The organism is Barnesiella sp. An22, assembly GCF_002159975.1.
Taxonomy (GTDB): domain Bacteria; phylum Bacteroidota; class Bacteroidia; order Bacteroidales; family Barnesiellaceae; genus Barnesiella; species Barnesiella merdigallinarum.
In genome coordinates this window covers 166,836-180,349 of record NZ_NFJR01000004.1, presented here as the reverse complement: position 1 = coordinate 180,349, position 13,514 = coordinate 166,836, and the positions used below count along the sequence as shown (strand labels likewise).

General features: G+C 57.7%; 14 protein-coding genes and 1 tRNA gene. 13 read left to right on the top strand and 2 right to left on the bottom strand.

The window, feature by feature from the left end; genetic code table 11:
- Positions 1 to 74 precede the first annotated feature (74 nt).
- The 13 genes from B5F38_RS06140 to B5F38_RS06080 all read left to right on the top strand — a co-directional run bounded on the left by B5F38_RS06140 (position 75) and on the right by B5F38_RS06080 (position 11,982).
- Positions 75 to 323, top strand: a complete 249-nt coding sequence (locus B5F38_RS06140; protein WP_087408422.1) for a HypC/HybG/HupF family hydrogenase formation chaperone — start codon at positions 75 to 77, stop codon at positions 321 to 323.
- Positions 313 to 1,401, top strand: coding sequence for a hydrogenase formation protein HypD (hypD, locus tag B5F38_RS06135; protein ID WP_087408421.1), 1,089 nt, complete (start codon positions 313 to 315; stop codon positions 1,399 to 1,401). Before B5F38_RS06140 ends, hypD begins: the two co-directional genes overlap by 11 nt.
- Positions 1,402 to 1,414: 13 nt before the next feature.
- The gene (hypE, locus tag B5F38_RS06130) at positions 1,415 to 2,455 is read left to right on the top strand and encodes a hydrogenase expression/formation protein HypE (protein ID WP_087408420.1); all 1,041 of its coding nucleotides are present in this window, start codon (positions 1,415 to 1,417) and stop codon (positions 2,453 to 2,455) included.
- Between the two features lie 22 nt (positions 2,456 to 2,477).
- On the top strand, positions 2,478 to 3,659 hold the full coding sequence (locus B5F38_RS06125; RefSeq protein ID WP_087408419.1) for a hydrogenase small subunit: 1,182 nt from the start codon (positions 2,478 to 2,480) through the stop codon (positions 3,657 to 3,659).
- Positions 3,660 to 3,678: 19 nt separating this feature from the next.
- Complete coding sequence (locus tag B5F38_RS06120; RefSeq protein ID WP_087408418.1) at positions 3,679 to 5,397, top strand: nickel-dependent hydrogenase large subunit; 1,719 nt, start codon at positions 3,679 to 3,681, stop codon at positions 5,395 to 5,397.
- A 27-nt stretch (positions 5,398 to 5,424) separates the two neighbouring features.
- Positions 5,425 to 6,186 carry a Ni/Fe-hydrogenase, b-type cytochrome subunit gene (gene cybH / locus B5F38_RS06115; protein WP_087408417.1) on the top strand — a complete coding sequence of 254 codons (762 nt, stop codon included), beginning with the start codon at positions 5,425 to 5,427 and terminating at the stop codon, positions 6,184 to 6,186.
- Positions 6,167 to 6,691 carry a hydrogenase maturation protease gene (locus tag B5F38_RS06110; protein ID WP_087408416.1) on the top strand — a complete coding sequence of 175 codons (525 nt, stop codon included), beginning with the start codon at positions 6,167 to 6,169 and terminating at the stop codon, positions 6,689 to 6,691. The genes cybH and B5F38_RS06110 overlap by 20 nt, the downstream gene beginning before the upstream one ends.
- 155 nt (positions 6,692 to 6,846) lie before the next feature.
- Positions 6,847 to 7,689: a DUF4886 domain-containing protein gene (locus B5F38_RS06105; RefSeq protein ID WP_087408415.1), complete on the top strand. Its 843-nt coding sequence runs from the start codon at positions 6,847 to 6,849 to the stop codon at positions 7,687 to 7,689.
- A gap of 18 nt (positions 7,690 to 7,707) precedes the next feature.
- A complete protein-coding gene (locus B5F38_RS06100; protein WP_087408414.1) occupies positions 7,708 to 8,556 on the top strand; it encodes an endonuclease/exonuclease/phosphatase family protein in 849 nt (282 codons plus the stop codon).
- A 148-nt stretch (positions 8,557 to 8,704) separates the two neighbouring features.
- A complete protein-coding gene (locus tag B5F38_RS06095) occupies positions 8,705 to 9,070 on the top strand; it encodes a LytTR family DNA-binding domain-containing protein (RefSeq protein WP_087408413.1) in 366 nt (121 codons plus the stop codon).
- 3 nt (positions 9,071 to 9,073) lie between these two features.
- Entirely contained in the window at positions 9,074 to 9,982 is a 909-nt protein-coding gene (locus B5F38_RS06090; protein WP_087408412.1) for a hypothetical protein, read from the top strand.
- A gap of 584 nt (positions 9,983 to 10,566) precedes the next feature.
- The gene (locus tag B5F38_RS06085; RefSeq protein WP_087408411.1) at positions 10,567 to 10,959 is read left to right on the top strand and encodes a DMT family transporter; all 393 of its coding nucleotides are present in this window, start codon (positions 10,567 to 10,569) and stop codon (positions 10,957 to 10,959) included.
- A 192-nt stretch (positions 10,960 to 11,151) separates the two neighbouring features.
- Positions 11,152 to 11,982 (top strand): AraC family transcriptional regulator, encoded by an 831-nt coding sequence (locus B5F38_RS06080; RefSeq protein WP_087408410.1) that lies wholly within the window; start codon positions 11,152 to 11,154, stop codon positions 11,980 to 11,982.
- Between the two features lie 179 nt (positions 11,983 to 12,161).
- Here B5F38_RS06080 and B5F38_RS06075 read toward each other — a convergent pair.
- Positions 12,162 to 12,234: transfer RNA gene (locus B5F38_RS06075), tRNA-Phe, on the bottom strand.
- A gap of 213 nt (positions 12,235 to 12,447) precedes the next feature.
- Entirely contained in the window at positions 12,448 to 13,491 is a 1,044-nt protein-coding gene (gene thiL, locus B5F38_RS06070) for a thiamine-phosphate kinase (RefSeq protein ID WP_087408409.1), read from the bottom strand.
- Positions 13,492 to 13,514: the final 23 nt, after the last annotated feature.

The window sequence follows — 13,514 nt, the reverse complement described above, 5'->3', positions numbered from 1 at the left end:
TTTTTTCAGACTCCTCCTTAAACAATCGAGGCCGGTAAGTTGTTCATGGGGCATACTCGAAAAAACGAACGAACATGTGTCTGGCTATTCCCGGGAAGATTGTCGCCATCGACAACTCACCCACCCTGCGTATGGCAACCGTCGATTTCGGCGGCGTGTACAAAGAGATTTGCATTCAATATACCGACGTCTCGACAGGCGACTACATCCTGGCCCACGCCGGTATGGCCATTGCCCGGCTCGACCGGGAGGAGGCCGAAGCCACCTTGGCCGACTTCGAAACACTGGCCCGTCACCTGAACCCCGAGAGCCATGTGGTATGACAGCCCCTTCCGGGATCCCCGCAACCTCACTGCCCTGCTTCGGGCCATCCGGCAGGAGGCCGTACAGCCGATCCGCATCATGGAGGTGTGCGGCGGACAGACCTATGCCCTGTCGCGCTACCGCATCGAAGAGCTGTTGCCCGATACCGTACGGATGATTCACGGCCCGGGCTGCCCCGTATGTGTCACCCCGGCCGAGACTGTAGCTCAGGCGCTGGCCATAGCCCGCATGCCCGACACGATACTCTGCACCTTCGGCGACATGATGCGTGTGCCCGATACCGAGGGCATCAGCCTGCAACATCTGCGTACCGAAGGGCACGACATCCGCATCGTCTACTCACCGCTCGACGCTCTGAAGATTGCCCGCGAGAACCGGCACCGACAAGTGGTATTTCTGGCTGTCGGCTTCGAGACCACTACCCCGCTCTACACCCTGCTGCTGAGTGAAACCATCGCCGACAGACGTGATAACCTCTCGCTGCTCACTTCGCTCTTCACCCTGCCCGCTGCAATCGAACAGCTGGCCCGCGATCCCGAATGCCGTATCGACGCCCTGCTCGCGGCCGGACACGTCTGCTCGATTACCGGCCTCGAAGAGTACCGGCAACTGGCCCGGCAGACGGGACGTCCCATCGTCGTTACCGGCTTCGAACCGGCCGATCTGCTCTACGGCATCTACCGGGCCGTACAACTCCGGGCCCGGAGAGAGACCCGGGTCGTCAACGCCTACCCTCGGGCTGTCGCCCCTCAGGGCAACGTGCGTGCCCGCCGCGAGACAACCCGCTATTTTACCCCTTGCGATGCCCGTTGGCGAGGGTTGGGAACCATTGCCGGCAGCGGGTTGAAACTGCGCCCAGCCTATGAACAATATGAGGCACGAAACCGTTTTCACTGTGCGATACAAAACTCTGCCGACACCTCGCCCTGCCGGGCCGGAGAAATCATGAAGGGACAGATTTCGCCCTGCGAATGTCCGCTCTTCGGTCGAGGCTGCACCCCCGACTCCCCGCTGGGCCCCTCGATGGTATCGAGCGAAGGTGCCTGCGCCGCATTTTACCGCTACCGAACCGCTTAAAAAAAAGAAGAATATGAATATACCCGATTGCCCTCTACCCACGCAGCCCAACGACTGCATTACCCTGGCTCACGGCGGGGGCGGACGCATGACCGGCCGGCTCATCGAGACCCTCTTCTATCCGGCCTTTGCCAACCGCTGGCTCGAGCAGGCTCACGACGGAGCCACCCTCACCATCGCCTCACCTCGCATAGCGTTCACCACCGACTCGTTTGTGGTGTCGCCCCTCTTTTTCCCCGGAGGTAACATTGGCGACCTGGCCGTAAACGGCACGGTAAACGACCTGCTCTGCTGTGGAGCGACGCCGCTCTACCTCTCGGCCGCCTTCATCCTGGAAGAGGGATTGCCCCTCGACACTCTGCGGAAAGTCGTGGAAGCCATGCACCAGGCTGCCTTACGAGCCGGAGTGTCGATTGTCACCGGCGACACCAAAGTGGTGGAGCATGGCAAATGCGACGGACTCTACATCAACACCTCGGGCATAGGCGTCGTACCCGGCAATATCGAAATAGGCCTTCACCGAGTGAAGAAAGACGATGCCATAATCGTGACCGGCCCGATAGGCAATCACGGGGTGTCGATTCTCTCCACGCGCGAAAATCTGGGATTCGAGACGACCATCGAGAGCGACACGGCCGCCCTCACCCACATCGTGTCGAACCTGCTGGCCGGAGTCCCCGACGTGCACATGCTGCGCGACCCCACCCGGGGAGGCCTGTCGAGCACCCTCAACGAGATAGCCGAGGGGGCCGGCGTAACCATCACCCTCGACGAAGAGGCTCTGCCCATTGCCCCGTCGGTACGGGCGGCCTGCGACCTGCTGGGGCTCGATCCCCTTTATGTGGCCAACGAAGGCATTCTGCTCGTATTCCTGCCCGACGAGTATAGCGAACAGGCCCTGCGCCTCATCCACAACGACCCGCACGGGAAGGAGGCCCGCCTCATCGGCCACGTGACCGACGACCGTCGGCCCGAAGTACTACTGCAACTTGCCCTGGGGCAAACCCGGGTTCTCGATATGCTGAGCGGTGAGCAACTGCCGCGCATTTGCTGAAACGACCAAACACCTATCTGTCATGGGAAAAGAAAAAACATTCTACCAAGAGCTGAAGGCGAAGGGTTATACCCGCCGCCAGTTTCTCAAATTCTGCGGCATCATGGGAGCCATGCTGGGACTGCAGCAAAGCGGTCTGGCCCAGGTGGTCGATGCCCTGCAGTCCAAGCCCCGCAAACCGGTACTCTGGTTTCACTTTCAGGAGTGCACCTGCTGCAGCGAGTCGTTTCTGCGCTCGTCGCATCCGCTCGTGGGGCAAATTCTGCTCGAGATGATTTCGCTCGACTACTCCGACACCCTCATGGCGGCCAGCGGCTTCCAGGCCGAAGCCGTGCGCGACCGCTCCATGAAAGCCAACTGGGGCAAATACATTATGATTGTCGAAGGTTCCATACCCTTGGGCAATCCCGGCTACTGCACCATTGCCGGCCGTTCGGCCAAAGAGATTTTCGACGAGGCCGCCCAAGGAGCGAGCGCCATCATCGCCTGGGGCAACTGTGCCTCGTCGGGCTGCGTGCAGGGTGCCTATCCCAATCCCACCGATACGAAACCCGTGCATAAAATCATATCGGGCAAACCGGTCATCAACGTGCAGGGCTGTCCGCCCATCGCCGATGTCATGGCCGGGGTCATCACCTACATCCTCACCTTCGACCGACTGCCCGAACTCGATGCCATGGGGCGACCCGTCACCTTCTACGGACGCCGCATACACGACACCTGTTACCGCCGGCCGGCCTTCGATGCCGGACTCTTTGTCGAAGCCTTCGACGACGAGAATGCCAAGAAGGGGTATTGCCTCTACAAGATGGGGTGCAAGGGCCCCAACACCTTCAACTCGTGTGCCGTCATCAAATGGAACGAGGGGGTAAGCTATCCCATCCAGTCGGGACACGGCTGCATCGGTTGTGCCGAACCCGGATTCTGGGATGCCGAACCCCTGTATCACCACCTGCCCGATGTCAACGGATTCGGCATCGAAGCCACAGCCGACCAGATAGGACTGGGGCTCACCGCCGTAGCTGCGGCCGGTGTGGCGGCTCATGCCGTTGTAACCAATATACAGAAACGTAAACTCATTAAAAACCAGATGGACAACGACGAACCCAACCGCGAGGCTTTCGCCGCCGACGAACGGCAAATCGAGCAACAGGAGAGAACTCTCGAACGGAAGGCGCACCACCTGGAACAGGAGAAAGACTAACCGCTAAAAACACCGAACCATGACCAAACGAATTGTTGTAGATCCCATCACCCGAATCGAAGGCCACCTGCGCATCGAGGCCGACATCGAAGGGGGCGTCATCACCGACGCCTTCAGCTCGGGCACCATGATACGCGGCATCGAGATTATTGTCAAAGACCGCGACCCCCGCGACGTGTGGGCCTATGTAGGGCGCGTGTGCGGCGTATGCACCTCGATACACTCGCTCTGTTCGGTACGAGCGGTCGAGAATGCCCTCGGCATCGTCGTGCCCCCCAATGCCGAGCAGGTGCGCAACCTCATGCAGTCGGCCGTAACCATACAGGACCATGTGACCCACTTCTACCAGTTACAGGCTCTCGACTGGGTCGATGTGATGTCGGCCTTGAAAGCCGATCCCCGCAAAGCGGCCGAGGTGGCCCAAAGCCTCTCGCCCTGGCCCAAGAACTCGATAGGTTACTTTGTCGAGATACAGGAACGCATCGAGCGGTTCATCGAGACAAGCCGCTTCAGCATCTTCTCCAACGGCTACTGGGGACACCCCGCCTACAAACTGCCGCCCGAGGTCAACCTCGTGGCTCTGGCTCACTATCTCGAGGCTCTCGACGTGCAAAAGGAGATGGTGAAGATACAGACTATCTTCGGCGGAAAGAACCCGCACCCCAACTTCCTGGTGGGAGGTATGGCCTGTGCCATCAACATCAACGACCCCAACGCCCTCAACATGGAGCGGCTCAACTACGTAGCCCAGATTATCGAACGCACTCAGACCTTCGTGCAACAGGTATACCTGCCCGACGTGCTGGCCATCCTCTCCTACTATCCCGAGTGGACCCGCATCGGTGGAGGCCTGCACAACTACATCGCCTACGGCGACTACCCCATGGGGCACTACGGCGAATTGTCGACCTACAAGAGCCCCCGAGGTATCGTCGTCGACCGTGACCTGTCGCGGGTTGTCGAGTTCGACCCTTGGGCCATGGACGGTCTGCTCGAGTTTGTGAACAACTCGTGGTACTCCTATTCGCAGGGCAAGGAGGTGGGCCTGCACCCCTCGGTAGGCGAAACGCATCTCGACTACACCGGAGCCACCCCCCCCTACCAGTACCTCGATCGCGACCAGCCTTACAGCTGGATAAAAACCCCCCGCTACAAAGGCATGCCCATGGAGACAGGTCCCCTGGCCCGCAACATCGTGGCACACGCCTGCGGCGACGAAACCTACCGAGCCATCACCACCCGATGTCTCGACCAGCTGGGAGTCGGCTACGAAGCCATGTACTCCACCGCAGGTCGCACCCTGGCCCGAGCCATCGAAGCCAGTCTGCTGGCCGACTGGCAAACCGACTTCTACACTGCCCTGCTGCAAAATATCAAGAACGGCGACTACCGCATGTTCAACGGGGTCAAGTGGGAACCCCGCACCTGGCCCGAGACGGCACAGGGCGTAGGCCTCACCGAGGCTCCCCGCGGCTCGCTGGCCCACTATGTAAACATCAAGGATGGCAAAGTGTCGAACTACCAGATGATTGTGCCCACCACCTGGAACGCTTCGCCCCGCGATACTCGCGGCCAACGGTCGGCCTTCGAGGCTTCGCTCATCGGCACCCCGGTCGCCGACCCGCAAACTCCGCTCGAAATCATACGCACCATACACTCGTTCGACCCTTGTATGGCCTGCGCCGTACATCTCTACGACGAGCGGGGCGAACACATACACCGCTGTGAACTGATATAACGATAACCTCAAAAAAAAGAAACTGTTATGATAAGCCGTCGAAAATCCTTACGCGAGATATACGTCTGGGAGTTACCCGTGCGTATCTTCCACTGGGCCAATGCAGTCGCCATTGTCGTACTGTGTGTGACCGGTTACCTCATAGGCAATCCACCGGCCATCCAGCACGCCACGCCCCCCGAGGCCAACTACTGGTTTGGCTGGGTACGGTTTATCCATTTCGTAGCCGCCTTTGTCTTTATCCTCAACTTTCTCGTACGCCTCTACTGGGCCTTTGCCGGCAACTCGTTTGCACGCTGGAACAACTACCTGCCCCTCACCCGAAAGCAGTGGCGGGGCATACGCGACACGACCAAGGTCGACGTGCTGCTACTCTCGCCCAAACCCCTCTACGACATCGGACACAACAGCCTGGCCGCCTTTACCTACTTCGGGGTATTCGTGCTGTTTATCATCCAGACTGTCACCGGTCTGGCCATGTTCTGCGTATCGACCAACAACGTGATGGAGCCCTTCTTCTCGTGGATACTCCAACTATGCGGCGGATTCTTCGTCGTGCGGCAGATTCACCACCTGGCCATGTGGGCCTTTATCCTCTTCTCCATAGCACACATCTATCTGGTCTTCTACCACGACTACATCGAGCGCAACGGCATCGCCTCGTCGATTATCGGCGGGTGGAAGTTCATCCGGGAAGATTTGGCCGAGGAGTATGAAACCGAGCAAAACCAGCAACAACAGATACACCGACAAAAAGAAGAGATAAGCCATGAAACGAAACGAAAATAGGCCCCGCCAAACGGCCCCCGACAGCGAACCTATCCTCGTGCTGGGGATAGGAAACCTCGTGCTCAACGACGAGGGGATAGGCATACACATCGTACATACCCTCAGCCAAATGGAGATGCCTCGCGGCGTCGATGTCCTCGACGGGGGGACCGGGGGACTGGCCCTGCTGGAGACGTTGCAAAGCTATCCTCGCATCATTCTCGTAGATGCAGCCCTCGACAACCGTCCGGTCGGGACCATACGAAGACTCTCTCCCCGATATTCCCGCGACTACCCGCCCCTGCTGAGCGCCCACGAAATAGGACTGAAAGAGATGATCGACGCCATGCTGCTCCTGGGTGAGGCTCCGCAAATCGAACTGCTGGCCGTGAGCGTGCGCAACTGCCATAGTCTGGGCATGCACCTCTCGCCCGAAATCAGGAGAGCCATTCCCCAGATTCTGCAACTGGTCCTCGAGATTATCAAAGACCTGCGTCACGGCCGCTATTCGATTACGCTAGGATAATGCGTAATCGCACTCGCCCGCACCCGCAAGACAACGACTCTCACTCCGGTACGCCGCGCTTTTTTCGGTTCAAAAATTGGGTCCATTTGTATCGTCGTGACAAAAAAATTGTGTAATTTGGCTCCCCGAAATCCAATAAAACACATTCATCACTTATGAAAACCAAACACACCCTTCTGCTCGCCTTGTGCCTGCTCCTGTCGGCAGCACTTCAGGCTCAAAACGACACCGTAAAGATACTGGCCATCGGCAACAGCTTTGCCGATGACGGCATCGAGTACCTCGACGAGGTAGCCCGCTCGGCCGGGAAACATATCATCGTGGCCAACACCTACATAGGCGGATGCTCCATCGAGCGCCACCTCGACAACGCCCGCCACGACCGCCCCGCCTATCGCTACCGCAAAAATGTCGACGGTCAATACTCCGAAGAACGTGGCACAACCCTACTCGAAGCCCTAAAAGACGAGGAGTGGGACTACATCGTATTCCAGCAGGTGAGCTCCCTGGCCGGGCAGTACAGCACCTACTTCCCCGACCTGGCCGAACTCATGGACTACGTTCGTGCCCATGCGACCAACCCCCACGTACAATATGCCCTGCAGCAGACCTGGGCCTACGCCAAGAACTCGACACACCCGGGATTCTTCCGCTATGGTAAGAACCAGCAGGCCATGTACGACGACGTGGTATTCTCCTACGACCAGGTGGCCAAGCGTCAGCACATAACCATCGTTATCCCCACCGGCACCGCCATACAGAATGCCCGCAGCAGCAGCCTGGGCGACACCCTCTGCCGCGACGGCTACCACCTGAATCTGAAGTATGGCCGCTACACGGCTGCCTGTGCCTGGTTCGAGACCTTCTTCGGCGAATCGTCGATTGGCATCGCCTATCGCCCCGACGGAGTTACCGAGCAACAGGCCGCCATTGCCCAGCACGCCGCCCACGCCGCCATACTCTGCCCCACAGCCGTCACCGACATGTCGAACTATTAACCCCCTACCCGTACAACCATGAAAACAACCGATATACGGATGGCCTTCCTGCTGGCTCTGCTGCTCGTTCTCCCGCTGCAGGGCCAGGCCCAAGAAGTGCACAAAGCGAACCCCGGTAAACCTCATGCCACCGCACTCTACCCCAAAGCCCCGAACACAATCCGGCTCGTCAGCTACAACGTGGGGGCATTCACCAAATACACCTCGGGCAGCTACGCCTCGATAGCCCGGATGATGCTGGAGCTCGATGCCGACGCCGTGGCCTTGCAAGAGCTCGACAGCTGCACCTCCCGCACGGGCGGCATCTTCCAGATAGACCGTCTGGCCCGCCTCATGAAGTGGCACTATGCCTATGCCCCCGCCATGCCCTACCGGGGTGGATCGTACGGCATCGGGGTGGTGTGCCGCAACCGCATCGGCCACCACTACACCATCGCCTTGCCGCCGGGCGGCGAACCTCGCACCGTGGCGGTAGTCGAACTCGACGACTGCATTGTAGCCTCTACCCACCTCGACCTGCAGGCCGAGACCCAGGTGCGTGAAGCCGAATACATCAACCGAATCTTTACCGAACGATACGGCGAGAGCAACAAGCCGGTATTCCTGCTGGGCGACCTGAACGCACAGCCCGACTCACCGACCCTGCAGACCCTCAAGCAGCACTGGACTGTGCTCTCGGTCGAAGGCAATACTTACTCGTCGCGCGAGCCGAAGATGTGCATCGACTACGTATTGCAACTGAACAACGGCGTGCCCTGCCGGGTGACCGACTCGCAAATCGCCACCCGATTCCACTCGGGCGACGTCACCCAGGCATCGGACCACCTGCCCCTCTATGTCGATGTAGAGCTACTCCCCGCCGAGTAGCCCGGCATCGAGGAGTGCGGCCGCTCCGGGCCATTTCGTCCGCTTAAGGGGCCATTTCATACACTCCACACCGCGGTTGATACATTCGCGGCCGATTCGTTTGTCTCGAAAAGATTTCTTCTTTACATTTGTTCCCGACGAAAGAGAGATGTCTGACTACCTCATCATATCGACTTCGACCGATCTGGTGCGCATCGCACAAGACCGCATCATCTATATCTCGTCGGACGGGAACTACTCTACCTTGATTCTGGCCGACGGGGAGGCCCGATTAGTGACCTACCAGTTGGGGCAAATCGAGAAACTCATCGCCGAACAACTGGGCAGTTCGTCGGGTAAAGCCTTCATCAGAATAGGTAAACAATTGATTATCAACCGCAGATATATCTACTACATCAACCTGCCCAAACAGCAGTTAATCTTGTCGGACAACAGCTCGAACAAATATACGGTGACGCCCTCGCGCGAGGCGCTCAAACAGTTGAAAGAACTCGTTGAATCGGAAAGGGAATAAAAGATGACAGACTTCAAAGACAATATCAGAGACGACGAAATACGGATTATCGGTGACTCGGGAGCCACGGCCCCCAACGGTCCCCAAAACGACAGCCGATGGTTGCGCTGGGTGATTGCCATCGTTATCCTCATCGGGGTGGTCATTGCGCTGCTTCTGCTGCTCTCGCCCGGGAATGAGGCACCCGAGACCGACGAAGAGAACATCTCCTACTTCGAGCAGCAACCCTCCACGACCACGGTGCCCGAGCCCCGGGTGGTCGACCGGCTGGGCTCCTGCCCCGACACCCTTGCCACGCCCTACACCCAGACAATCGACACCACCATCAACGACATCCCGCTGCGCATCCATATCCCCCACGGGGCCATCCCCTCGCTGCAGGTAGGAGCACTGAACGAACGGGATTCGTCGATTATCTTCGTAGCCCAGGCTGCCGACATCCGTCGCGACAACCGTAAAATCGTGGGCGCCTTCGTGCTCAAGGGCGAACCCTTGGCCTGGGGCAAAGCCAAAATCGGCTACTGTGCCATCATACACGACACCATCACCGTAGGCGTGGCCGAAAACTCCCCGCTCTTCGAGCGAGCCACCGAGACCGGCGGCTACTTCTTCCGCCAATATCCGCTCGTCGACAACGGCAAACTGGTCGACAACGAACCCAAAAACAAATCGATACGCCGCTCGCTGTGCGACCGCAACGGCGAAATCATGGTCGTCGAGACCCTCTCGAACGAGTCGTTCCACGACTTCGCCCAAGCCCTCGAGGACCTCGGCGTCACCCACGCCATCTACCTGGTAGGCAGCCTCTCCTACGGCTGGAGCACCGATGCCCAAGGGCAGCGCCACACCTTCGGCCGCAAGTCGTACCGCATGCCCGCCAACACCAGCTACATCCTCTGGCGCAAACGCTAATCCGCACCACCCCGCACCCCTTGTATCAAATGCCAGGCGAAGGTCCATTTCATACACCCCCGCCGCCATTTCATACACTCCCCTTTCACCGACTTTTCCATCGGTCATCTTTTTATCATCTTTGTGTCACGACGACAGGATTCGGCCCGGCATAAAGCGCCACCCCGTTTGCGCTTTTGCCCCCCTTCGCTATTCCGGTAAATAAAAATCGGCCGGGGGTAGATAGAAAACACCCACCTCACGCCTCTATATCAACAAACGACTGAGAAAACAGGCCCGACCTGCCCACCCCGGTCACAACCGGCACGGCACACAGGCTAAACAAAAGAGGGGACCGAGCGACAACTCACGCTACGTCTATTCATAAAAAAGAGTCCAGAGGGGACCTCGACTCGAACTCGAGGATGTTACACTTATCCTACCTGTTTACGCCCCCCATTCTACCGGGGGCCCTCGTTCGAGTCAACAGCGGGGTGCGCACTCCACACGGGGTCGCACCCCCGCTTTATCGGTACGGGAATAAAACAAGATAGCCATCAGCCGATTCCCCTTTTGCTACTCCCTCGACGGGCCTATATGCCCTCTTGGGAGGGCACCAAAGAGGAGACTCAAATGAGCCGCAAAAATCGGCAGTACAGGCATCCACCCTGTCGTTTTTCATCGCAACCACTGTGATTGCGGTCTTCTGCATCGGGAGCGGCAAACTGGGCCGTATGCGCATGGCCTTCAAAAAAGAGAATCCGTGGTGGATGTGGCTGGGCGGTATATGCGGTGCCATCGCCGTGTTTGGCAATTCATGGCTGATACCACAGATTGGAGCAGGCGCATTTTTCATGGCCCTGCTGCTCGGGCAGATGCTACTTAGCCTTCTGATGGAAAAATACGGTTGGATGGGATCGGTACAGAAACAGATTTCGTACCTCCAGCTTGCCGGCGTGGCACTCATGATAGCAGGCGTGGCCATCATAAGAATATAAGAACAAACCCGATAACCACATTTTTAGTGTTGACTTGATTTGCAAAACAACGAGACTGCATCTTGACAACAAGACACCCCCGTAACCGGCGCAGGTTCCGGCATCGGGCGAGAGACGTCTGTGCCGTTTCCAACTACACGACCAGGAGAAAAGTTTGTTCACCCGACGATAAACACTTAAATTTACACCGTCATGCTAAAAGAGTCGCAAGTTTATAACTACTGGAACATCGTATACAGCTGCTTCGTGCCGCACGAAATGCTGTCGGAATACCGCATGCCCGTCCACGTCCTCATCTACGTCTACTCGGGCGAGATGATGGTCGACGACAACGGACACACCCTGAAGGTAGGCAAAGGAAACTACGTCTTCATCAAGCGGAACCACCAGGTAAAACTGCTGAAACACACCGCCGGCGGCACACCCTACAAAGCCATCAGCATCCGTTTCGAGCGCAATTTCCTGCGCAACTTCTTCAGCACGTTAGACAAGACGACCCTATCTAAAGAGGTGAAACGATTCCGCGAATCGGCCCTCCTGCTGCCCCAGACTCCAGCCCTGCAAAGCCTGTTCCTGTCGCTCCTCCCCTACACCGATGCCAACCTCAAACCAAAGGACGAAATCATCCGCTTGAAGATGCAAGAGGCCCTCTATTGCCTGCTCGATACGGACGATCGCTTCTACCCCACGTTGTTCGACTTCAACGAATCGTGGAAGATCGACCTGCTCTCTTTCATGGAGGTGAATTTCACACAAGACATGACACTCGACGAGTTCGCCACCTACACCGGGCGTAGCCTCGCCACCTTCAAGCGCGACTTCGCCAAAGTGAGCGACCTCTCGCCCGAGAAATGGCTCATCCGCAAACGCCTCGAAAAAGCCTACGAGCTGTTAGCCCAAGGCGACACCAAACCCTCCGATGTATACGTAGCGGTAGGTTTCAAGAACCGCTCGCACTTCTTCAGTGCATTCAAGCGTCAGTTCGGGGTACCCCCGGGAGAGGTCAAGGCAGTCCGTCCTTGAATGCTATAGACAAACCGGTCACCACAATACTTTACTCGACCAGTTCCAAAAGAATATGTATCATTCTCTTTTCGAACTGGTCTTGCCATTCTGCCGTTTTTTTGCGTGCCTGGGGAAAACAAAAAATCCCGATTTCGCTTGGAAATCAGGATTTTACTGTCTTTTGCTTTTCTTCAAAGTGGTGCCACCAGGAATCGAACCGGGGACACAAGGATTTTCAGTCCTTTGCTCTACCATCTGAGCTATGGCACCTTTATTTTTGCGTGTGCAAAGGTAATGGATTTGTTTGAATCTACCAAATTTATCGTTTACTTTTCTATCGAAAAGCATAGCCATGAAGTGGTGACAGGGAGTCACAAACGAGCCGACTCCTTGTTTATCAGACTCATAAATATATCGGGAGAAGAGTGCAAGTTTTTAATCTCGCCTCTTCTCCCGGGTATATTTTACAGCGGCCGGTATGGCTTACTCTTCCTCTTCGGCGAGCGAATTCCAACCTTGAGCCCGCAGGGTTATCTCGACATCGTCGCGGGTAATCATGCAACAGCCCAAGTCGGGTTTGGTGATGTGGCCTATCACCCGAATGCCGGGGATGGCGGCGACGGTGTCGTGCTTCTCGAGGGGTACGGTGAAGAGCAATTCGTAGTCTTCGCCTCCGTTGAGGGCGGCGGTGACGAGGTTCATGTTGAACTCGGTGGCCATGGTGGCCGTCTGGTAGTCGATGGGGATGCGGTCTTCGTAGATGCGGCACCCGACATGGCTCTGCGAACAGATGTGGAGCAGCTCGGAGGAGAGGCCGTCGGAGACGTCCATCATGGCGGTGGGCACGATTCCGGCCTTGTCGAGCTCTTCGATAATGTCTTTGCGGGCCTCGGGTTTCAACTGGCGTTCGAGCAGGTATTCGTGACCTTCGAATGCGGGTTTGAAATCGGTCTCGCCGGCAAAGACGCGCTTCTCGCGCTCGAGCAGTTGCAGCCCCATGTAGGCGGCACCCAGGTCGCCGCTCACACAGATAAGGTCGTTCTCGCGGGCGCCGTTGCGATAGACAATCTTATCGGGGTCGCCCTCGCCGATGCAGGTGATGCTGATGGTGAGTCCGGTCATCGAGGCCGAGGTGTCGCCGCCCACCAGATCGACTCCGTAGATGTCGCAGGCGAGTTGTATGCCGGCGTAGAGCTCCTCGAGATTCTCGACCGAGAAGCGTTTCGACACGCCCAGCGAGACGGTTATCTGCCGCGGGGTCCCGTTCATGGCGTAGATGTCGGAGAAGTTGACTACGGCCGATTTGTACCCCAGGTGTTTCAGGGGCACGTAGGTGAGGTCGAAGTGAACCCCCTCGAGCAGCAGGTCGGTGGTGACCAGCACGCGCTTTCCCGCATAGTCGAGCACGGCGGCATCGTCGCCCACCCCTTTCAGCGACGAGGCGTTTTTGAGTTGTATCTGCTTCGTCAGGTGGTCAATCAGTCCAAACTCGCCCAACGTAGCTATTTCGGTTCGTTTTTCTTCCATAGGTATAGCCGGCAAAGCCCACG

Bases quoted from the DNA above. Each gene is read 5' to 3' on its own strand.
- B5F38_RS06140 (WP_087408422.1), top strand. From the start codon at position 75: ATGTGTCTGGCTATTCCCGGGAAGATTGTCGCCATCGACAACTCACCC.
- hypD (WP_087408421.1), top strand. From the start codon at position 313: ATGTGGTATGACAGCCCCTTCCGGGATCCCCGCAACCTCACTGCCCTG.
- hypE (WP_087408420.1), top strand. From the start codon at position 1,415: ATGAATATACCCGATTGCCCTCTACCCACGCAGCCCAACGACTGCATT.
- B5F38_RS06125 (WP_087408419.1), top strand. From the start codon at position 2,478: ATGGGAAAAGAAAAAACATTCTACCAAGAGCTGAAGGCGAAGGGTTAT.
- B5F38_RS06120 (WP_087408418.1), top strand. From the start codon at position 3,679: ATGACCAAACGAATTGTTGTAGATCCCATCACCCGAATCGAAGGCCAC.
- cybH (WP_087408417.1), top strand. From the start codon at position 5,425: ATGATAAGCCGTCGAAAATCCTTACGCGAGATATACGTCTGGGAGTTA.
- B5F38_RS06110 (WP_087408416.1), top strand. From the start codon at position 6,167: ATGAAACGAAACGAAAATAGGCCCCGCCAAACGGCCCCCGACAGCGAA.
- B5F38_RS06105 (WP_087408415.1), top strand. From the start codon at position 6,847: ATGAAAACCAAACACACCCTTCTGCTCGCCTTGTGCCTGCTCCTGTCG.
- B5F38_RS06100 (WP_087408414.1), top strand. From the start codon at position 7,708: ATGAAAACAACCGATATACGGATGGCCTTCCTGCTGGCTCTGCTGCTC.
- B5F38_RS06095 (WP_087408413.1), top strand. From the start codon at position 8,705: ATGTCTGACTACCTCATCATATCGACTTCGACCGATCTGGTGCGCATC.
- B5F38_RS06090 (WP_087408412.1), top strand. From the start codon at position 9,074: ATGACAGACTTCAAAGACAATATCAGAGACGACGAAATACGGATTATC.
- B5F38_RS06080 (WP_087408410.1), top strand. From the start codon at position 11,152: ATGCTAAAAGAGTCGCAAGTTTATAACTACTGGAACATCGTATACAGC.
- thiL (WP_087408409.1), bottom strand. From the start codon at position 13,491: ATGGAAGAAAAACGAACCGAAATAGCTACGTTGGGCGAGTTTGGACTG.